This is a genomic window from Pseudomonas sp. GW-45 (genome assembly GCF_056896675.1).
Map to the genome: position 1 here is coordinate 2,613,740 of NZ_CM167674.1, position 19,242 is coordinate 2,632,981.

Annotated in this window: 18 protein-coding genes; 4 read left to right on the plus strand and 14 right to left on the minus strand. The window is 57.0% G+C overall.

The window, feature by feature from the left end; all coding sequences use genetic code 11:
* Positions 1-30: 30 nt before the first annotated feature.
* Together AC1XYH_RS11995 and trxC are read left to right on the plus strand one after the other, a co-directional pair.
* Positions 31-408, plus strand: a complete 378-nt coding sequence (locus AC1XYH_RS11995) for a hypothetical protein (protein ID WP_483323404.1) — start codon at positions 31-33, stop codon at positions 406-408.
* A gap of 105 nt (positions 409-513) precedes the next feature.
* The gene (gene trxC, locus AC1XYH_RS12000; RefSeq protein WP_483323405.1) at positions 514-954 is read left to right on the plus strand and encodes a thioredoxin TrxC; all 441 of its coding nucleotides are present in this window, start codon (positions 514-516) and stop codon (positions 952-954) included.
* A gap of 6 nt (positions 955-960) precedes the next feature.
* Here the strand turns inward: trxC and AC1XYH_RS12005 are convergent, their stop codons facing one another.
* The 6 genes from AC1XYH_RS12005 to AC1XYH_RS12030 form a co-directional block, all read right to left on the minus strand.
* A complete protein-coding gene (locus tag AC1XYH_RS12005; RefSeq protein WP_483323406.1) occupies positions 961-1,248 on the minus strand; it encodes a hypothetical protein in 288 nt (95 codons plus the stop codon).
* Positions 1,249-1,333: 85 nt separating this feature from the next.
* Entirely contained in the window at positions 1,334-1,543 is a 210-nt protein-coding gene (locus tag AC1XYH_RS12010; RefSeq protein WP_483323407.1) for a cold-shock protein, read from the minus strand.
* Between the two features lie 223 nt (positions 1,544-1,766).
* Positions 1,767-2,747 (minus strand): DUF4340 domain-containing protein, encoded by a 981-nt coding sequence (locus AC1XYH_RS12015; protein WP_483323408.1) that lies wholly within the window; start codon positions 2,745-2,747, stop codon positions 1,767-1,769.
* Positions 2,748-2,756: 9 nt separating this feature from the next.
* A complete protein-coding gene (locus tag AC1XYH_RS12020; protein WP_483323409.1) occupies positions 2,757-4,598 on the minus strand; it encodes a GldG family protein in 1,842 nt (613 codons plus the stop codon).
* A 15-nt stretch (positions 4,599-4,613) separates the two neighbouring features.
* Positions 4,614-5,348, minus strand: coding sequence for an ABC transporter permease (locus AC1XYH_RS12025; protein ID WP_483323410.1), 735 nt, complete (start codon positions 5,346-5,348; stop codon positions 4,614-4,616).
* Positions 5,345-6,283 (minus strand): ABC transporter ATP-binding protein, encoded by a 939-nt coding sequence (locus AC1XYH_RS12030; protein WP_483323411.1) that lies wholly within the window; start codon positions 6,281-6,283, stop codon positions 5,345-5,347. Before AC1XYH_RS12030 ends, AC1XYH_RS12025 begins: the two co-directional genes overlap by 4 nt.
* A gap of 366 nt (positions 6,284-6,649) precedes the next feature.
* Between AC1XYH_RS12030 and plsB the strand changes: the two genes are divergently transcribed.
* On the plus strand, positions 6,650-9,148 hold the full coding sequence (gene plsB / locus AC1XYH_RS12035; protein WP_483323412.1) for a glycerol-3-phosphate 1-O-acyltransferase PlsB: 2,499 nt from the start codon (positions 6,650-6,652) through the stop codon (positions 9,146-9,148).
* Positions 9,149-9,161: 13 nt separating this feature from the next.
* Here the strand turns inward: plsB and AC1XYH_RS12040 are convergent, their stop codons facing one another.
* The 6 genes from AC1XYH_RS12040 to ppc form a co-directional block, all read right to left on the minus strand.
* Positions 9,162-9,965 carry a class I SAM-dependent methyltransferase gene (locus AC1XYH_RS12040; protein ID WP_483323413.1) on the minus strand — a complete coding sequence of 268 codons (804 nt, stop codon included), beginning with the start codon at positions 9,963-9,965 and terminating at the stop codon, positions 9,162-9,164.
* A 34-nt stretch (positions 9,966-9,999) separates the two neighbouring features.
* A complete protein-coding gene (locus AC1XYH_RS12045) occupies positions 10,000-10,887 on the minus strand; it encodes a DUF72 domain-containing protein (RefSeq protein WP_483323414.1) in 888 nt (295 codons plus the stop codon).
* A gap of 9 nt (positions 10,888-10,896) precedes the next feature.
* Positions 10,897-11,211, minus strand: a complete 315-nt coding sequence (locus AC1XYH_RS12050; RefSeq protein ID WP_483323415.1) for a hypothetical protein — start codon at positions 11,209-11,211, stop codon at positions 10,897-10,899.
* 30 nt (positions 11,212-11,241) lie between these two features.
* Positions 11,242-11,922 (minus strand): tRNA (adenosine(37)-N6)-threonylcarbamoyltransferase complex dimerization subunit type 1 TsaB, encoded by a 681-nt coding sequence (gene tsaB / locus AC1XYH_RS12055; RefSeq protein WP_483323416.1) that lies wholly within the window; start codon positions 11,920-11,922, stop codon positions 11,242-11,244.
* Between the two features lie 102 nt (positions 11,923-12,024).
* Positions 12,025-12,672 carry an adenylate kinase gene (gene adk, locus AC1XYH_RS12060; protein WP_483323417.1) on the minus strand — a complete coding sequence of 216 codons (648 nt, stop codon included), beginning with the start codon at positions 12,670-12,672 and terminating at the stop codon, positions 12,025-12,027.
* A 243-nt stretch (positions 12,673-12,915) separates the two neighbouring features.
* Complete coding sequence (gene ppc / locus AC1XYH_RS12065; RefSeq protein ID WP_483323418.1) at positions 12,916-15,555, minus strand: phosphoenolpyruvate carboxylase; 2,640 nt, start codon at positions 15,553-15,555, stop codon at positions 12,916-12,918.
* 181 nt (positions 15,556-15,736) lie between these two features.
* On the opposite strand from ppc, the gene AC1XYH_RS12070 reads away from it, so the two are divergent.
* Positions 15,737-16,081: a pilin assembly protein gene (locus AC1XYH_RS12070; RefSeq protein ID WP_483323419.1), complete on the plus strand. Its 345-nt coding sequence runs from the start codon at positions 15,737-15,739 to the stop codon at positions 16,079-16,081.
* A 78-nt stretch (positions 16,082-16,159) separates the two neighbouring features.
* On the opposite strand, the gene mazG is transcribed toward AC1XYH_RS12070, so the two are convergent.
* Entirely contained in the window at positions 16,160-16,945 is a 786-nt protein-coding gene (gene mazG / locus AC1XYH_RS12075; RefSeq protein ID WP_483326375.1) for a nucleoside triphosphate pyrophosphohydrolase, read from the minus strand.
* A 29-nt stretch (positions 16,946-16,974) separates the two neighbouring features.
* Positions 16,975-19,221 (minus strand): GTP diphosphokinase, encoded by a 2,247-nt coding sequence (gene relA, locus AC1XYH_RS12080; RefSeq protein ID WP_483323420.1) that lies wholly within the window; start codon positions 19,219-19,221, stop codon positions 16,975-16,977.
* Positions 19,222-19,242 lie beyond the last annotated feature (21 nt).

Genomic DNA, 19,242 nt, shown 5'->3' on the forward strand with positions numbered 1-19,242 from the left:
AACAGATCAACCGCTCCACGAGGATTAATCGTGCGCCAACCCGATATTGAGATTTACCTGCGCGAAGACCACGTCAAGGACTTGCTCGCTTGGCTACCTGAGGCGCTGGGGCCATTGGTCCTCGGAGACGCTGTGGGCAACAACCGGCAGGGTACTATCGAGAGCAATCCAGCGATTCCCCTCATGATCGTGCGCAAGGCTGCCGGCAAGTGGACCAGTATCTGGTTCGACAGCGCTGAAACCCCCTGGGCAACTGACGCAGATTGCGCCCGTGCGGTACATACGGCGCTGAGCCATGAAGTGCGCTGCTCCATTGGCAGCTGGGACGAATCCGAAGGCGATGCCGATGCAGACCGTTGGTTAAAAGTTAACGCCGATGGTGAAAGTGAGTTCGTCTGGGCGCTCTAACGTGTAATCCAGCGTCCAAAACAAGTGAAGGCCTTGGCAACCGCGCTGGAGCACTGGCATGCCTCATAAGACTCAACAATCAATGCTGACGAGGCAGATCACATCATGACCGATACCCTGCTAATTGCCTGCCCACACTGCCATCGAAAGAACCGCCTGCCGGCTGCGCGTCTTAGCGCTCAGCCACAGTGCGGCGCCTGCAAGCAGAGCCTGTTCATCGGCAGCCCGCTATCGTTGAATAGCACGCAGTTCAGCAAACACAGCAGCGCCGACTTGCCCTTGGTAATCGATTTCTGGGCGGCCTGGTGCGGCCCGTGCCAACAGTTCGCACCGGTATTTGAGCAGGCCGCAGCCCGGATTGAACCGCGCGCGCGCTTGATCAAAATAGATACCGAAGCCGTCCCAGAACTCGCCGCACGATTTGCCATCCGCAGCATCCCCACCCTGCTTATTCTCTATCAGGGTAAAGAGATAGCGCGCTTGAATGGCGCCGTGCCGCCACAGGAGTTCGAGCGCTGGCTGCTGAGCAACCTGCCTGTAGCCTAATAAGCTTCAGACAAACCACTGCCAGCCGCCTTCGCCACCCACGAGCAACTCCAAACCCGCACGCTGAGGACGTGGGCAAGGCGCCGCGTTTCGCGTTTGCGCCAACCGCTGCAAATTGGGTGAGAAATAGACCACCACCTCACAATGCAAGCCTTGCTGCCGGCGGCGCAGAAACACAGCTGGTGGCAAGCCTCGCTCAGCAACGCGCAACGACAACCCAGCCAGCTCCGCAAGCACCGGCTCGGCCAACAAGCCATCACCCAGTGCCAGATAAAACCAAGGGTTCTGCAACATCAACTTCCCCGTCCGCGCAAACCCAGCGAGCGTGGGCTAAAACACAGACCAGTTACACGCCAAACGGCTAGCCACGTACACAGCACTAAACTGCGACGACGTCTTCCGCCTGCGGTCCTTTCTGCCCCTGGGTTACGGTAAATTCTACCGCCTGACCTTCGGCCAAGCTGCGATGACCATCGCCGCGAATGGCTCTAAAATGCACAAAAACATCCGGACCAGACTGGCGCTGGATGAAACCAAAACCCTTGTCATCGTTGAACCACTTAACGGTACCTTGCTCGCGCTCTGCCATTACTCTTCCTCACTACACATACTGTGTGACGTTGTTGCACCACCGGCAACATTATTGGCCAGTTAAAACCGCGATGCTTTATTGCCGCGCACAGCTCACAGCACAAAAGCGGTTCCGAAGACCGTCTTTCGAGTTTAGACAATGCTGAAAGGGCTGCAAGTAGGGAAATTCAGGAACAGACAAAGGGCAACCGGCGACTCAGGTCGCCGGTTGCTATACGCGGTTATTCTTGGATTTCGGGCTCTTCTGGCTGCAGATCTGCCAAGCGCAAAGCCAACTGGTCATGCTGCGCGACGCTGAGCTGATATGCCCAGCGCGGGTCTACACGCACCTCCACTGGCTGCTCATCGCTCTGTTGCACCCTATCGATTGTCAGCCAGTATTGGCTATCAAGCTGGTACAGCGAAGCAGCAAGCTGAGCGCCCGACCATGTGGTGACTTGCATTGTCAGGCTGGGCTGCGGTAACGCTAATTTGCTACGCAGGCTAACGTCTTGCGCCTGCAGATTAGCCAGCGCCAACACCATAGAATTGAGTTTGCGCTCCTGCCCCTCAGCCGAGACCTCACCAGCCAGACGGAAGTTGTAATCACCCTGTTCTGCCTTGTCCAATACCAGCGCTTCACCGTCGGCGTGCTGCCACCGCGCCTTGGCGACCTGCTCCAACGGTATCTTGCTGATCTGCAAATCCAACCAGGCATTGCTGTTAAGCGAGATGTTCAACGGACGGTTGATCAGCAATACCTGATCGGAATCGGCAAAGCGCAGTAACTGCCCTTTGCCGACGGCATTGCCGTAAACCAGCCCCAATGAGCTGTCGTCAGCCTCCAGAGTGACCTGCAGCGCCGGCGGCTCGCTTGCAGTACTGAGCCCTAGGCGCTGATGGTACTCGGGGTTAGCCGTCTTCTCTTCCTGCACCTCAGCGCCCCGCAACGTCAGCAGCAAGGCTGCCAAACGAGGTTGCAGAACCGGGAAGTTATCGCTGTCGGCCACTAGCCACTGGTCCTCCTTACGTACCAGGTGGACCTCCTGTTCACCGCGCTGAAGGGTGATTTTATGGGTGACCCCAAGCAGCTCCAGCTGCTGTTCAGACAACAGCTTGTGACTTTGCAGATCGACCACCCGGTCCTCTTTACGAGCCTGCAGAGCTAAAGCCACCAAAGCGACCGCCAGGAGCGCGACTACTACCATTACAATCTTACGCATGTCGTCCCCTTAATGTTTGCGGCGCAAGCGGCCTACCAACCACCAGACCAACACACCGAAGGTCAGCAGCAAGGGCACCAGCGCGATGTTGATGAACTTCAGCCGGTTACCCAGATTGTCGATATCCGCGTTGAGCTTATAGCGCACGTCGCGCAACTGTTTGCGGATCGCCAGCTTCTCATCGATAAACTGTTGAATCGCATCACGTTGCTCGACAGTCAGCTCGGTCAGCTGACTAGGGTCCTGATTCTGCTGAAGCTGCGCCAAGCGTTGGTCGGTTTCCGCCAGTTGCTGCTGCAAACGCTGCTCGCTGGCGCGAAAACGGCTTTCAGCATCACGTTGCAGCTTTTCTACCACGGTGAACGGGCGGCTAAAATCGCCACGTGAGCGCACACTGATCAGCGCGTCGGAACCAGACAGATTATCCAGCGCATTGATTAGGAAGCCACCGTTGTCAGCCCATGGTTGCGGTATACGCTGACCCATAAGATCTTGCACCTGTACCCACATACGGTCGGTCAGCATGTCGGTATCGGCCACCACTACCACGTTGATGTTGTCTGCCTGTTGCAGGCCCGGCTCATGCCCTTCCATCCCCTGCGGATAAGCAGACTTGGCCGGACCTTCCAGCCGTGCCGCGAAGGTGTAGGTATGCTCGTCAGCCTTAAAGCCCTTGAGCAAATCTTCCGGATCACGCAGGTTGGCGAAGGCCTCACTCGACATCAACATGCTGTCAGCGGTACTGGTTAACAACGGCGTGAAATGCGTTTGCGCGCCATCAACTGGTATCAAAGCACCACCGGTTCCCACCGTCAGCAACTGCAGTGGGGCGGTGATGGTGTCTTCACGGTCAATCTGCGCCGGCTCTACTTCCAGCCAACCGATATGACGGGCCGGCAATTGGCCTTGGCCACGACTAACCGACATACCCTGACGCTCATCAACCACCACCTGCTCGGGATTGTATTGCACCCCCCAGGCTTTAAGCAGCGGCCCGAGATCCGATGACTTACCGTCGGCCATGCCTTCGATCATCGCTTCCATAGCCTGATCAGATTCAGCATAGGGATCGACGAACGACAACAGCTTGCCGCCGCGTAACACGAACTGATCAACTGCGTAGAGCGCTGCCTCGGTCAATGATTTGGGATGAACCAACAGCAATACACCGATATCGTCCGGGATTTGGTCAACATCGTGTTGCAACGGCTGCACCTCAAACATCTGCTGCATCTGCTCCAGCACCATCCATGCAGGTGCGGGTTCCTGCGAGTAAGGCGTGGTGCCGCCGTTGATGGGCAAGCCGGAGATAATCCCCACTTTGGGCTTCTCAGCTTGCGCCAACGTGTTGACCACACGGCTCAGCTCATACTCCAGCATGCCTTCTTGCTCAAGCGCGAAGAAAGGAATCACTTCCCGCTCAGCCAGCTCGTTGGTTCCGGCTAGGCCAAAGTAGAGGTTGTCGCCCGTCTGGTTGAGCGGTATGCCCTGCAATCCAAACTCGGCAGCACGGTCTTCGGCCTCGGAAAACGGTTGAGGGTCGATGATGTGCAACCGAATTTTGCCGTCAGCTTCACGTTCGTATTCCTTGAGCATCTCTTCTACGCGCTTGGCGTAGTTGCGCAGAGTTACGTTCTTTTTGCTGGCCTGATCAGAGAAGAAAAAATACAAATCGATTGGCTCTTCCAGGTCAGCCAGAACTTGCTGCGTACCTTCAGAAAAGGTGTACAGCTTTTGCTCAGTAAGATCGACGCGTGCGCCCGAGAGGAACACATTGGTAGCCATATTGAAGGCAGCAAAGGCCAGCAACAGCACCAGCAAGCCGGCGCCAGAATAAATTAAACGTTTCATGAATGCTCCTTCGCCTCAATCGGCCTTTTTCAGGTCGATGACAATCGCAGTGGCAAACAACCAACCAGCCATCAGCGATAAGAAATACAACAGATCACGCAGTTCCAGCACGCCGTGACTCAAAGCACTAAAGCGGACCTGAAAACTGAATGAGGCAATGGCATCTACCAACCACTGAGGAGCCCAGGTACTAAAGAAGTCGAGCACCATAGGAATCCCGGCAGCAATGAAGATGAAGCACACCACAACGCTGAGAATAAAAGCGATCACCTGATTCTTGGTCGCCGCCGACATGCACGAGCCAATAGCCAGATATCCGCCGGCCAGCAGCCAGCTGCCGATATACCCGGTAAAGATAGCGCCGTTATCCGGGTTACCCAGATAGTTGACGGTGATCACGATCGGGAAGGTCAGCAACAGCGCGATACCGACAAACACCCATGCCGCGAGGAACTTACCCAGCACCATATCGACACGCGATACCGGCAAGGTCATCAGCAGTTCGATAGTCCCGGACTTGCGCTCCTCGGCCCACAGCCGCATAGCAAGTGCTGGCACCAGAAACAGATATAACCAGGAGTGAAACGAGAAGAAGGCATTGAGATCTGCCTGACCTGCGGTATAGAAGCCACCCAGATCAAAGGTAAATAACGCCGATAGCACCAGAAAGATGACGATGAAGATATAGGCCAACGGAGTAGCAAAATAGCTGCCCAGCTCACGTTTGAAGATCACACCCAGATTATTCATGCCGCCTCCCCTGACGTCAAACCACGGAACACGTCGTCCAGGCGACCACGTTCAACCGACAGCTCGGCTACCTGCCATTGCTGTTCTCGGGCCAGTTGCCCCACCGCCGGGAAGATCACTTCGCCCGGCTTAGCCAGCACAGTCAGTTGTTGGCCATCACGTTGGCTTTCTACCGCCAGTACCCCAGGCAGCTGCTGCAAGGCCTGGGTATCAACGGCATCGACGCTTTGCGACAGCGTTAGCGTGACTGCCTGATGATAGCGCGAGCGAGCCTCAAGCTCCTCAGGCGTGCCATCGGCCAGCAAGCGGCCATGACCAATAATCACCGCACGTGAGCACACGGCGCTGACCTCTTCAAGAATATGCGTGGAAATGACAACGATCTTGTTGCTGCCTTCGGCCAACTGTTGAATCAGGTGGCGCACATGATGCTTCTGGTTCGGATCCAGACCATCGGTAGGCTCATCCAGAATCAGTACCTGAGGATCATGCAGAATCGCCTGTGCCAGACCCACACGCCGCTTAAAGCCTTTGGACAGCGTTTCAATGCGCTGACCCAGCACCGATTGCAACTCTACCTGCTCAACCGCACGAGCCACCCGCTTATGCTTTTCAGCACCGCTGAAGCCACGAATAGCGGCGATAAACTCAAGAAACCCCTTCACCCGCATGTCGCCATAACAGGGCGCGCCTTCAGGCAGGTAACCCATTTGCTGCTGCGCCTGCAAAATCTGCGACTGCACGTCGAAACCGCACACCGAGGCCGAGCCGCCATCAGGCGTCAGAAATCCGGTAAGCATTTTCATAGTGGTGGATTTGCCGGCGCCGTTGGGGCCGAGGAAGCCGAGCACTTCGCCCGGTTTAACGTCAAAGGATAGATTATCAACGGCGACGTGCTCACCGAAGCGTTTCGTCAGGCTATTTATACTGATCATGCCTTTTATTATTCCCCCAAATTATAGGTCGCAGGATACCCGTGGGCAGTCACTGCCAGGCACTCGCTTTTCTCCAGAGATTGAGCGCAAACAGATGGACAATGGTGTTGTGCGCTGGTTCACACTTCCCCCGTATGAAACCTGCGGCCCGTTGTCACAGCCAAGATCGGACCCAAAATACCTGGAGCGCGTTGCGCTCAAGGCAGTGACTATATGAATCCCCCGGACGCATTTCAAGCAACGATGTTTCCGGGCTGCCAGCGTTGACGCATGAGCCAGGCTGTCAGCGCCGAACAAACGCGCTAGAATCCTTGCCAATGCCCCTGACAGCTGGCCTGTCGGCGATCCACCTGCCCTGAGAATAATATGCCCACTGCTTACTCCTCATTCATTGGCCGCATGCGTTTTGGCTTAGCCAGACGCCTGCTTTATCTCTGGGCCAAATCAAAGAGCATCGGCAACCCGGCTGGCGACCTCGATATCGACCCACTGAAGCCAGTCATTTACGTACTGCCCTACCGTTCGCTATCGGACCTTATCGTCGCCGACCGGGAATGCGTGCGGGCTGGGCTACCGCGGCCGGTCAGGCCACCACGCGAACCCCTGGCGCAGGAAGAATCCTATGTATTCCTAAGCAACGAGCGCTCCTGGGTGGGGCGACCGGACTTGCGTCGCCAATCACCGCGCATGGGACAGATTCTGGACGCTGTCGAGCAAGGCTGCAGCGAAGTACAGCTGGTACCGATCACTGTTTTTTGGGGGCTATCGCCGGATGCGGAGTCCTCGCCTATCAAGCTGTTGTTCGCTTACAACTGGGTTGGCGGACGGCTGCGCAAGCTACTGGCGATCCTGCTGCACGGCCGCAACATTCGCGTTCATTTTGGAGAGAGCCTGTCGCTGCAGGCGCTGACCGCCAGCGAGCCAGACCATGAGCGCCACTTACGTCGAGTAAATCGCTTGCTGCGGGTGCATTTTCGACACCAGCGCGCCGCGGTGGTCGGCCCTGAACTGGCGCACCGCCGCACTTTGCTCAAGGGCTTGCTGCACGCGCCCATGGTGAAAGAGGCGATACGCCGGGAGGCCGAAGAACAAGGCCTAAGCCAAGAAAAAGCTCAGGCGCTTGCTGCACGTTATGCCAACGAAATTGCCTCGGACTTCACCTACAGCATCGTTCGCTTTCTTGAGGTGATCCTGTCCTGGTTCTGGAACAAGCTGTACGACGGAATAAAAGTTAACCATATCAAGCGAGTACATGATATTGCACGGGGCAATGAGATCATCTACGTACCCTGCCACCGCAGTCACATCGACTATCTTCTGCTGTCTTATCTGTTGGTCCGCAACAGCCTGACACCACCGCATATTGCCGCTGGCATTAACCTCAATATGCCAGTCATCGGGGGTATTCTGCGGCGCGGTGGCGCTTTTTTCATGCGCCGTACCTTCAAAGGCAACCAACTCTATACGGCAGTATTCAATGAGTATCTGCATACTCTCTTCGGTCGCGGCTTTCCGGTCGAATACTTCATCGAAGGCGGTCGCTCACGTACTGGCCGCATGCTCAGTCCCAAAACCGGCATGCTGGCAATCACCCTGCGCAGCTTTCTGCGCTCACCACGCCGACCCATCGTATTCGTACCTGTGTATATCGGCTATGAGCGGGTACTGGAAGGCCGTACCTATCTGGGCGAGTTACGGGGCCAGACCAAAAAGAAGGAGTCCATTTTTGATCTGTTCCGGGTCATTGCCGCGCTCAAGCTGCGCTTTGGCAAAGTAGCCGTCAATTTTGGCCAACCTCTTCCGCTGGCTGATTTTCTAGATCAGCAGCAACCGGATTGGCGCCAACAGACACTGGCGCCCGAGTACCGGCCACAGTGGCTGAACGAGACCACTAATCAACTGGCGCGCACCCTAACCAGCGCGATCAGCGCAGCGGCGGACGTTAATCCGGTCAATTTGGTGGCATTGGCAATGCTATCTACCGCGCGTCTGGCGCTGGATGAGACGTCATTATCAAGGGTACTTGACCGTTACGCCGCACTGCTCCGCCAGGTGCCCTACAGCGACAGCGTGACCCTACCGGACATGGATGGTCAGGCGATGATCAAACATGTGGAAGAGATGCAGATGATTCAGCGCCAATCTGACGCCTTGGGCGAGATAATGGTGCTGGATGAACCACAAGCCGTGCTGATGACCTACTACCGCAATAACATTTTGCACTTGGTGGTGCTGCCTGCGCTGATTGCCTGCCTTTTCCAGAACAATCCGCGAATGAACCGTTCGCAGATCGAACGATTGATTCTCGGCATTTATCCCTACCTGCAGGGTGAGCTGTTTCTGCAATGGGATGAACAAGCGCTGCCGCAGGTGATCCAGACCTGGGTCGACAGCTTGGTGGCCCAGGGTTTATTGCGCGAAACGGATGAGCAGATTCATCGACCCGATCTTAGCTCTGGTGAGTTCGTCATGCTCAGCTTGCTCTCGCGCAGCATCATCCAGATTCTAGAGCGCTTCTATATGGCCTCGGCATTGCTGCTAAATTTCCCGAATGGCAGCCAAACCGCGGAACAGCTAGAGGCTTTGTGCTCGGTGATGGCCCAGCGGCTATCGATTCTGCATGGGCTAAACGCGCCTGAGTTTTTCGATAAAACCTTGTTTCGTCAGTTTATCCAGCGCTTGATTGATCTGCGCGTAGTGCGCCCCGATGACGAGGGCAAGCTACATTACCTGCCGGGGCTGGAAGACATCGCTGAAAACATCGCTAAACGCGTACTCAGTGCCGAGATTCGCCTGTCGATCCGTCAGGTGGCGCGTACATCGAAGGCTAACGGAGCACAGGAACCGGCTAGCACCTCATCGTGACGCGCTGGTAGAGCTAATCCAGCCGTTTCTTACCATAGATGTCGTAACGGCTGGACTGGCCCTTCAGCTGCGCGCTTGGCGCCGGTCCGGCAATCGCTGGCGCTTTGCGCGAGCGTTTCACCGCGACTCTGTGGCTAGCCAGCTGCAAGGCAGCCGCCAGCAGCTCAGGCGCGTCGTCATCATCCCCTGCCAGCGGCCTGAATAAGCGCATTTCCTTCTTCACCAACGCCGATTTTTCGCGATGCGGAAACATAGGATCCAGGTGAATCACCTGCGGAACAGCCCCGTTCCAGTCACGTAGCGCGGTAATGGCATCACAGTGAATTAGCTGCATGCGCGCGGCAATTTCGGCCACTTCACCACCGGCCGCACGGGCGCGTTGCAGCCCGTCCTCCAACAACGCAGCGATCACCGGCTGCCGCTCCAGCAATGTCACCTCACAACCCAGTGAAGCCATCACGAAAGCGTCGCGCCCCAGCCCTGCCGTGGCATCTAGAATGCTCGGGCGAACGGCGCCACGTATACCCACGGCACGGGCAACCATTTGCCCAGCACCGCCGCCAAACTGGCGGCGATGGGCTTGCGAACCGCCAACAAAGTCTACCCGCACGGCGCCCTGCCCAGCAGCCCCCGGGGCATCGACTTCGGTGCTACGCAGACTTAATCCCTGCTCGTCCAGGCACAGCAGCAGCTCAGCCAGTGGCGAATCCGCTTGCTGCAACGGCAGCCGTAAACGCAAAGCCAGATCGGCCGCAGCCTGCTCATGACCAACAGCGCTGGCAACCGCTAGCTCCATAAGGCCGTTATCCAGGCTCATTCGCCGCACTCCCAGTCCAATAAATTAATCGCGATCAAAACAGCCCTACCTGCTGTGGCTGCTGCGCTGCTTCCAGCTCACCGGGCCAGCTAGGCATGTCCGGCAGCGTAGGCACCCACTGTTGTTGTAACTGCTGATAGAAACGCCGCGCAAGTTGCGGAGCCAGCCGGTTATCCGGTGTATGCATAAAAACCATCGGACGGCGCCCCTCATTAAGCCACTCCGCGCATTTACCCAGCCAAGGTTGCAGTGCTTGCAAATTAGCCTGGTTATCCATGCCGCCAACAAAGCGCACCACGGGCTGACTCGAAAGTGCTACCGCATGCACCGGCAATCGCGGCTTACGCTCTTGGGCTTCAAGGGTGGCAGATGATTGATCAGCGCTGGCAAACAGTGCGCGCGTATCGAAGACGATACGTTCGATGCCGCGCTGGTGCAGTTGGCGGTTGAGTTGTTGTTCGCTAGGGTCTTTGCGGAAGAAATCCAGGTGGCGTACTTCTACAGCGTAATCGAACTCGCTCGGCAGTTGATCAAGAAAGCGCGTTAACTCAGCCAGCCCCGAGGGCCCGAAACGCTGCGGTAGTTGCAACCAGATAGGTCCGAGGCGTTGTTCCAACACCGCCATGCGGGCGAAGAACTGGCGTAGCTCAACGCTCTGAGGATCGAGCCGCGCACCATGACTAACCTCACGCGGCAACTTCGCGCAAAAACGGAAATCAGTGGGCATCAACTCGGCCCAGCGCGCCACTCGATCCGCGCTCGGTAATGAGTAAAAGGTGGTATTGCCCTCAACTGCGCCAAACACACTACAGTATTGCGCGAGACGCTCATCAGCATCACTACCGGCGTCATAGAGAGAGCCGCGCCAAGCAGGATCAGACCATTGGGTGCAGCCCAGCCGCAGAGGATTATCGTTCAGCACCGCCACTGATCAGGCGAACAGATCGATGCCGAAGACGCTATCTGAATCGCCATCAACAGGAATGCTGGCTGTCGCTTCATAGCTGGCAAGTGCCTGATTGCTACGCCCGTAAACCGGCTGCTGAATCTCACGGCGCGCGGGAATGTACTCGGCATTGGCGGACGCTGCGTTAACCGTACGCGTCGTCAGCGAGCGACTGGCAGATACCGTAGTGGCCTGTTCCGCCGCCGTCGCGCGCGCAGCATCTACCGGCGCCGCACTGGAGGCGACTCGGTTGCTACGCTCAGGGAGCGTTGTGTAAGGATTCAGACCATCAAGACGCACTGCTGTTTCTCCGCATTCAAGGCGCTAAGATTAGCGCTGCGCCTGTGGCGTGGCAACCTTGTCACGCAAATAGATGGGCTGGGCATCTGCGGCGTCGAGCACATCTCCTGCCTGCCAGCGCGGCAGCGCCAGCGTCAGCAGGTCACGCGCATCAGGCAGCATGTGCGGCCAACAAACCGCAGGCTTGACTGCTAGCCGCTCGGCATACTGCCAGCCAGTGCCAGCCCCAGTGTACTGAGCCAGGTTTGAATCTGCAGGCAGCTCGACCTGTTCAGGGGCACACACCCGCTCGTCGGAAAGCGCCTGCATCACGCCATCACGCAGGCCAAAGACGCCCCAGTACACTTCATCCATGCGCGCATCGATGGCCGTTGCCACCAGCTCGCTCCCGTGTTCGCGCCATGCGCGCTGGGCTAATGCGGCCAAATTGGAAATACCGATAACCGGCTTACCACTGGCAAACGCTAGCCCCTGCACCATCCCGGTGGCGATGCGCAGTCCGGTAAAAGCACCGGGACCACGACCAAACACCAGGGCATCCACTTGCGCCAGAGTGATCCCGCACTCACGCAGCAGCTCTTCCAGCATCGGTAGCAAGCGCTGGGCATGCTGACGCGGAATAACTTCGCTTCGATAAACCACTTCACCTTGATGCAGCAGAGCTGCCGAGCAGGCTTCGGTGGCGGTATCCAGTGCTAGCAGTGTGGTCATGGGCAATCTTGAGTCGTTTCAAAAAGTGGCGGGAATTGTACCCAAATGCAAAGGCCCGTGCGACAGAACGTCAGCACGGGCCTTTGCCATACCGGGTGTTGGTCAGTTCAGCGCTGCCCGCACCTTGGCAGTGATCTGCTCTACCGAGCCGATACCTTCAACCTTGGAGCACTTGGGCGTGCCTTTTTCAGCAGCCAACTGCTTGTAGAACTCAACCAGCGGTTTGGTCTGGGTGTGATAGACCTGCAAACGCTTGCGCACGGTCTCTTCCTTGTCATCTTCGCGCTGGATTAGCTCCTCACCAGTCACGTCGTCTTTGCCGGCCACTTTTGGCGGGTTGTGATCCACGTGGTAGATGCGGCCCGAGCCTGGATGCACACGGCGGCCGGACAGGCGAGCGACGATTTCTTCGTCGGCAACAGCAATTTCAAGCACGTGATCCAGTACGATACCGGCATCAACCAAGGCTTCAGCCTGTGGAATAGTGCGCGGAAAGCCATCAAACAAGAAACCGTTGGCGCAATCGGTCTCGGTAATGCGCTCTTTGATCAAGCCGATAATGAGGTCATCGGACACCAAACCACCGCTGTCCATCACTTCCTTTACCTGCTTACCCAAATCAGTTCCGGCTTTAATCGCTGCGCGCAGCATGTCGCCGGTGGAAATTTGCGGAATACCGAAGCGTTCACAGATGAACTGGGCCTGGGTACCCTTGCCCGCACCGGGCGCACCTAACAGGATAACTCGCATGATTTACTCCTCGTCTAACTGAAACCGCGCCAACAGCGGCAACTGGCCGAAGGTTGGCAGAGGACAGGCGCGCAGGCCGTCACAGAAATTCGTTTAACCCACGCACGCGGGGGTAAAAGGGCGTTAAACATACACGCACGCGCATGCAGGCACAAGCTGGACCATAGTCGCACCCAACTAAGCCTTTGATACAACTAAAAAAGGTGTCGCTCAGCCGAGGACTTGCGGCACCTTTCCAGGTCGTTAGCCGGTGTTGCGCATACCCGCCGCTATACCCGCCACGGTGACCAAAAGCGCACGCTCCAGATCCGGATCGATGGCTTCACCCTGCGCCCGCGTGCGCGCCATTAGCTCAGCTTGTAACAAGTGCAGCGGATCAGTGTAAGGATTACGCACTGCAACCGATTCTCCCAGCGTCGGGTTATGCGCCAGCAACGTCTCGGTACCATGCACGCTGAGTACCGCTTGCATCGCTTGCTCCAGCGCGGCGCGCAGACGCTCTCCCAATGGCCATAACTCGGGGCCGGCCAGGCGTCGCTCATAAAAGCGCGAAATGCCCGCATCAGCCTTGGATAGCACCATTTCCAGCATTTCAATCCGCGCCAAGAAGAACGGCCAGCCTGCCATCATCTCCCGCAACGCATCACCTTCGCCCGCGTCCAGCGCTTCCTGTAACGCTTGTCCCGCGCCCAGCCAAGCCGGCAGCATTAAGCGAGTTTGCGTCCAGGCAAATATCCAGGGAATCGCCCGCAGGGTTTCAATACCACCCTGACTGCGCCGTTTGGCTGGCCGGCTGCCCAATGGCAGGCGCGCTAGCTCCTGCTCCGGCGTTGCCTGACGAAAATACTCAACGAACTGCGGTTCTTCGCGCACCACGCCGCGATACACCTCAACAGAGCGGTCTGCGAGACGCTGCATCACATCGCGCCAAGCGGGTTCCGGCGCAGGGGGCGGCAGTAAACTGGCTTCCAATACTGCGCTGGCATACAACTGAAAACTCTGGATAGCGATGTTCGGCAAGCCAAACTTGAAGCGAATCATTTCGCCCTGCTCAGTGACTCGAAACTGCCCCTGCACCGAGCCTGGCGGCTGCGACAGAATAGCCATGTGTGCTGGCGCGCCGCCGCGCCCGACGGTACCGCCGCGACCATGGAACAGACGCAGACGTACACCACGCTCCCGGCATACTTTGACCAAAGCTTCCTGGGCGCGATATTGCGCCCAGCCGGCGGCCAAGGTACCGGCATCCTTGGCAGAATCGGAGTAACCGATCATCACTTCCTGCTCATCGCCCACCAAGGCGCGATAATCCTGTAACGACAGCAGTCGGTCGATGGCATCGGCCGCGTGATCAAGATCAGCAAGGGTTTCAAACAGCGGCGCGACACGCATCGGCCACTGCACCCCGGTCTCCTTCAATAGCAACTTAACCGCGAGCACATCAGAGGGGTGCGAGGCCATAGAGATAACGTAGGAGCCCAGCATCAATTCTGGCTGGCTGGCCACCACACGACAGGTCGCCAGCACCTCGGCCACGTCTGCACTGGGCTGCCAGTCAGCCGGCAACAAAGGTCGACGGCTGTGCAATTCACGCAACAAGAAGCTGCAGCGCGCCTCTTCATCCCACTCAGCGTAATTGCCCAATTGCAGGTACTGGGTAAGCTCGGTAAAGACGTCTGCATGCCGTGCCGCATCCTGGCGAATATCTAGCTTGACCAGGCCTAGGCCAAACGCGTTGACCCGGCGCAGCGTATCGAGCAACGGACCATGAGCAATGCGCCGCATGCCCAGCTGTACTAACGATTGGTAGCAAGCTTCCAAGGGCGCACGCAGTTCATCCACGCTTTGCAGCACCGCGTCATCCGGCGCTACCACATCATTCAACGCGGCCTTTGCCCAATCACGGGTCGCTAACAACCGCGCTTTCAAGTGTTTGAGTACCGCACGATAGGGTTCATCTGCCTCACCGGACAGCGCCAGCAACGCATCTGTAGCGGCGTGCATGGATAGCTGATTAACCAGTGCGTCTATATCACGCAAGTAAAGATCCGCCGCCATCCAGCGACCCAGCAGTAGCACTTCGCGCGTGATAGGAGCAGTCACATTGGGATTGCCATCGCGATCGCCACCCATCCAGGAGGCAATACGCACTGGCGCGGCGCGCAGATTTAAGTGTTCTCCGGTAGCGGCGAAGATATCAGCATCAAAACTACGCAAAAATTGGGGGAGCGCCTGCCACAGCGAGTGCTCTATCACCGCAAAGCCCCATTTGGCCTCGTCTACCGGGGTTGGGCGGCTATGGCGGATCTCGTCCGTATGCCAGGCTTCACTGATCAGGCGAGCCAAATCTTGCCGTACCGACTCATGTTCCGCGTCTGTAAGATCATCGTGGTCACCTCGCGCCAGCGCTTCAGCAATGGCGTCATACTTCTGAATCAAAGTGCGACGGGTCACTTCTGTCGGGTGCGCAGTCAATACCAGTTCGATATCCAGCGTGTTGATCTGCTGCATTATCTGCTCAGAGCTGAAACCTTCGGTCTGCAAGCGGCTGAGCAATTCGCTAACACAACGCATTTCAAAGGCCAGCGGTTCATCCACGCGGCGGCGGCGAATGCGGTGATGCTGCTCGGCGATATTGGCTAAATTAAGAAACTGATTGAAAGCACGGCAAACCGGCAACAGCTGGTTGTCGGGCAGATCCTGCAATGCAGCCAGCAATTCATCATGCGCCGCACCATCCTGTTTACGCCCTTGCTTGGCGCCCAAACGAATACGCTCAATACGTTGCAGGAAGTCTGCGCCCAGATGGGCCTGAATGGTTTGCCCAAGCAGGGTGCCTAAGTAGTGCACGTCTTCACGCAGGCGAGCATCTATTTCTGTCATGTAGGTTCCTCCAGCCGAGTAAGTAAACAGCATGCGATGCAACCAAGACGCTGACAAGGGGTCAAGAGTAGTAAGGGCGATGAAAAGCCAGCACCAATTGCTACAACCGCTGGCATAAGTTGCAAATCGTCTATGCTGACAATGTAGCTATAAGCGAATTAAATGAGATTAGGGAGAAACAATGAAGATCCGTGAACTCACCCAAAACTGGGAACAGACCGCCAAGGGCCGTATTACCCGCAACAGCTATGAAGTTAAACTGTGCCTGGAAGACGCGGCTCGGCTGGCTGCACTGAATGAAATGTACCCCAAGCGTCGGATCGAAGACCTTATTACCGACTTGCTCAGTTCAGCGTTGGAAGAGCTGGAGGCTAGCTTGCCCTATGAAGCCGGCACCGAGGTCATTGCGCGCGATGAAATGGGTGATCCGCTGTACAAAGATGAAGGGGAAACCCCCCGTTACCTGGCGCTTAGCCGTAAACATCTGCAGGAGTTAATCGACCAACAGCAGGAAGTTCAGCACTGATAATTGTGGGGTGATGCTTTGCTGAGGCGCCCACGTGGGGCGCCGGTCCGCTTTTCTAGTGACCCTGAGGCTATAGATTCAGAGACCCTGAGCCTTGGCTTGATCCCACAACGCATCCAGCAACGCCAGTTCACTCTGTTTAACGCTGCTACCCCCTTCGCGCAACTGCTGCTCGATGTAGCGAAAGCGGCGCTCAAACTTATTGTTCCCTTCGCGCAAAGCAGTTTCCGCATCTACGCCCAAATGGCGCGCAAGATTCACGACGCAAAACAGCAAATCGCCCATTTCCTCGGCCACCGCAGCGGCGTCGCCTTGTCGCAGAGCCTCGCGTACTTCATCTAACTCTTCAGCAATCTTGTCGACTACCGGAGCAGCATCCGGCCAGTCAAAACCAGCTCCTGAAGCACGTTTCTGCAGCTTTTGAGCGCGACTGAGCGCCGGTAACGCCTGCGGCACGTCGTCCAGCAACGAAAGTTGCTCAGGCTGATCCGCCTTCTTAGCGCGCTCTTCGGCCTTAATTTCCTCCCAACGCTGTTTGATCTGATCTGGGGCCAGCGTCAGTGTGCCGGGCGGTGTGCGTAAATTACCGTCAGGAAACACGTGGGGGTGCCGGCGCACCAGCTTGCGAGTAATGCCATCCACCACGTCGGCCCAATCAAAACGTTGCTCTTCCTGCCCCAGCTGAGCGTAATACACCACTTGAAACAGCAAATCGCCTAGCTCACCGCGCAGCTGCGCATAGTCGCCCTGCTCGATGGCATCCGCGACCTCGTAAGCCTCCTCAAGCGTATGCGGCACAATACTGGCGAAACTCTGCTGCAGGTCCCAAGGGCAGCCATGCTGCGGGTCACGTAGGCGCGCCATCAGATACAGCAAGTCGTCAAGTTGATAACTCACGCTTGATTCTCCTGCCGATTGCGACGTGCCTCAATCACATTAGGCAACTGGCTGATACGCCCCAACAGACGACCCAACAAGTTGAGATTGGGGATCTCGATAGTCAGCAGCATTGCGGCGTAATTATCGTCCTTGTTAGTCCGCGTACTGACCTCCAGTACATTCAGTTTCTCATTGGCCAGCATCAACGACACGTCGCGCAACAAGCCGGAGCGGTCGTAGGCTTTGATGTAGATTTCCACTGGGTAGGTTTGCACCGGCGCACCGCCCCAGCTCACTTCAATCAGGCGCTCTGAGTCGCGGTCTTGCAACTGCATGGCATTGGCACAGTCGGCACGATGCACAGTCACACCGCGGCCCAAGGTGATATAACCAATGATCGGGTCGCCCGGCAGCGGCTGGCAGCAGCCTGCCAGCTGCGTCATCAGATTGCCGACACCTTGAATAAAGACGTCGCCACGCAGACCAACTCGGCTCGGCTTCTTCGGAATCAGCTCCAGCTGCTCGCTGTGCCTATCCGGCTCGACCAGTTGATGCGCCACACCGACCACATGGGCCAGGCGCATATCCCCCGAACCGACTGCAGCAAACAAATCTTCCTGCCCTTTGATGCCAAGGCGGTCAATCAGCTGCGCGTAATCTGCACCATTGAGTGCCAGGCGGGTCAATTCGCGCTCCAGCATCAACTTACCGGCTTGCACGTTTTGCTCGCGCGCCTGCTGCTTGAACCAATGCTGCACTTTAGCGCGTGCCCGCGAGGTATTGACGTAACCCAGGTTGGAGTTGAGCCAGTCGCGACTAGGGTTGCCGTGCTTGCTGGTAATAATTTCAACCTGTTCGCCGGTCTGCAGCACATAGTTGAGCGGCACTATCCGGCCGTTAACCTTCGCGCCACGGCAAGTGTGGCCGATATCAGTATGGACGCGATAAGCAAAGTCCAGAGGGGTGGCGCCTTTGGGCACATCTAATACATGGCCATCCGGGGTAAACAGATAAATACGGTCGGGCTCAAAATCCACCCGTAACTGATCCGCTAGGCCACCGATATCGCCCATTTCCTCATGCCATTCGAGCACTTGACGCAGCCAGGCGATCTTGTCTTCGTAAGCGTTGGAGGAAGTATCGGTATCGGTACCCTTATAGCGCCAGTGCGCACACACGCCCAGCTCGGCCTCTTCATGCATGGCCTGGGTGCGAATTTGCACCTCAAGCACCTTTCCGTTCGGCCCTATAACGGCTGTATGCAGCGAGCGATAACCGTTTTCTTTAGGGTTAGCGATATAGTCATCGAATTCGTTGGGAATATGCCGCCACAGGCCGTGCACTATCCCTAACGCGGTATAGCAGTCGCGCACTTGGGGCACCAAAATACGCACCGCGCGCACATCATAGACCTGGCTGAAATCAATGCCCTTACGCTGCATTTTCCGCCAGATAGAGTAAATATGTTTAGCCCGGCCGGTGATGTCGCCAAAAATTGAGGCTTCTTCCAACGCCGAACGCACTTCCCCCATGACGGTGTCTATGTATTCTTGTCGGTCGAGGCGACGCTCATCCAACAGTTTGGCAATTTGCTTGTACTGGTTCGGCTCCAGATAGCGAAACGAAAGATCTTCCAGCTCCCACTTGATATGACCGATACCCAAGCGATGAGCCAGCGGCGCGTAGATGTCAAACACCTCGCGAGCTACCCGGTAACGCTTCTCTTCAGGCGCGTCCTTGACCGCGCGGATAGCACAGGTTCGCTCGGCGAGCTTGATCAGCGCGACCCGCACATCGTCAACCATGGTGACCAACATTTTACGCAGGCTTTCGATCTGTGCGTGCGGGCTGAACACCGTGTTTTTGCCGGTATTTTGCGAGACGCTAATGGCGGCCATGCGTTGCACACCGTCAACCAGCCGAGCCACAACGTCGCCAAAACGGAGTTCAACTTCGGCCAGGTCGGTCTTACGTTCGCGCACCGCACGATAGATTACGGCTGCCACCAGCGAATCTTGGTCGAGCTTCAGGTCGGCGAGGATTTCTGCCATCTCCAAGCCAGTCAAAAAACTGCTGGTGCCGTCTGCCCAAATATTTTCTGCCGCGATCGCGGCCTGCTCTAATTCAAGAGCCCACTCGCAGGCCTCGCGTAATACCTCCGGGGCTGGCAGCGTGAGTCGCTTGACGATGCGTTTGATCCACTCATCGATGTTGATGCTGCCGTCGCGATTAGTCGGATGTTCCGCTCTGACCTGTACCATCTCGTTATCCTCGTCCGGCGC

Bases quoted from the DNA above. Each gene is read 5' to 3' on its own strand.
- trxC (WP_483323405.1), top strand. From the start codon at position 514: ATGACCGATACCCTGCTAATTGCCTGCCCACACTGCCATCGAAAGAAC.
- mazG (WP_483326375.1), bottom strand. From the start codon at position 16,945: ATGGCGCGCCTACGTGACCCGCAGCATGGCTGCCCTTGGGACCTGCAG.
- AC1XYH_RS12025 (WP_483323410.1), bottom strand. From the start codon at position 5,348: ATGAATAATCTGGGTGTGATCTTCAAACGTGAGCTGGGCAGCTATTTT.
- plsB (WP_483323412.1), top strand. From the start codon at position 6,650: ATGCCCACTGCTTACTCCTCATTCATTGGCCGCATGCGTTTTGGCTTA.
- AC1XYH_RS12010 (WP_483323407.1), bottom strand. From the start codon at position 1,543: ATGGCAGAGCGCGAGCAAGGTACCGTTAAGTGGTTCAACGATGACAAG.
- tsaB (WP_483323416.1), bottom strand. From the start codon at position 11,922: ATGACCACACTGCTAGCACTGGATACCGCCACCGAAGCCTGCTCGGCA.
- ppc (WP_483323418.1), bottom strand. From the start codon at position 15,555: ATGACAGAAATAGATGCTCGCCTGCGTGAAGACGTGCACTACTTAGGC.
- AC1XYH_RS12005 (WP_483323406.1), bottom strand. From the start codon at position 1,248: ATGTTGCAGAACCCTTGGTTTTATCTGGCACTGGGTGATGGCTTGTTG.
- AC1XYH_RS12040 (WP_483323413.1), bottom strand. From the start codon at position 9,965: ATGAGCCTGGATAACGGCCTTATGGAGCTAGCGGTTGCCAGCGCTGTT.
- relA (WP_483323420.1), bottom strand. From the start codon at position 19,221: ATGGTACAGGTCAGAGCGGAACATCCGACTAATCGCGACGGCAGCATC.
- AC1XYH_RS12015 (WP_483323408.1), bottom strand. From the start codon at position 2,747: ATGCGTAAGATTGTAATGGTAGTAGTCGCGCTCCTGGCGGTCGCTTTG.
- AC1XYH_RS12020 (WP_483323409.1), bottom strand. From the start codon at position 4,598: ATGAAACGTTTAATTTATTCTGGCGCCGGCTTGCTGGTGCTGTTGCTG.
- AC1XYH_RS12030 (WP_483323411.1), bottom strand. From the start codon at position 6,283: ATGATCAGTATAAATAGCCTGACGAAACGCTTCGGTGAGCACGTCGCC.
- adk (WP_483323417.1), bottom strand. From the start codon at position 12,672: ATGCGAGTTATCCTGTTAGGTGCGCCCGGTGCGGGCAAGGGTACCCAG.
- AC1XYH_RS12070 (WP_483323419.1), top strand. From the start codon at position 15,737: ATGAAGATCCGTGAACTCACCCAAAACTGGGAACAGACCGCCAAGGGC.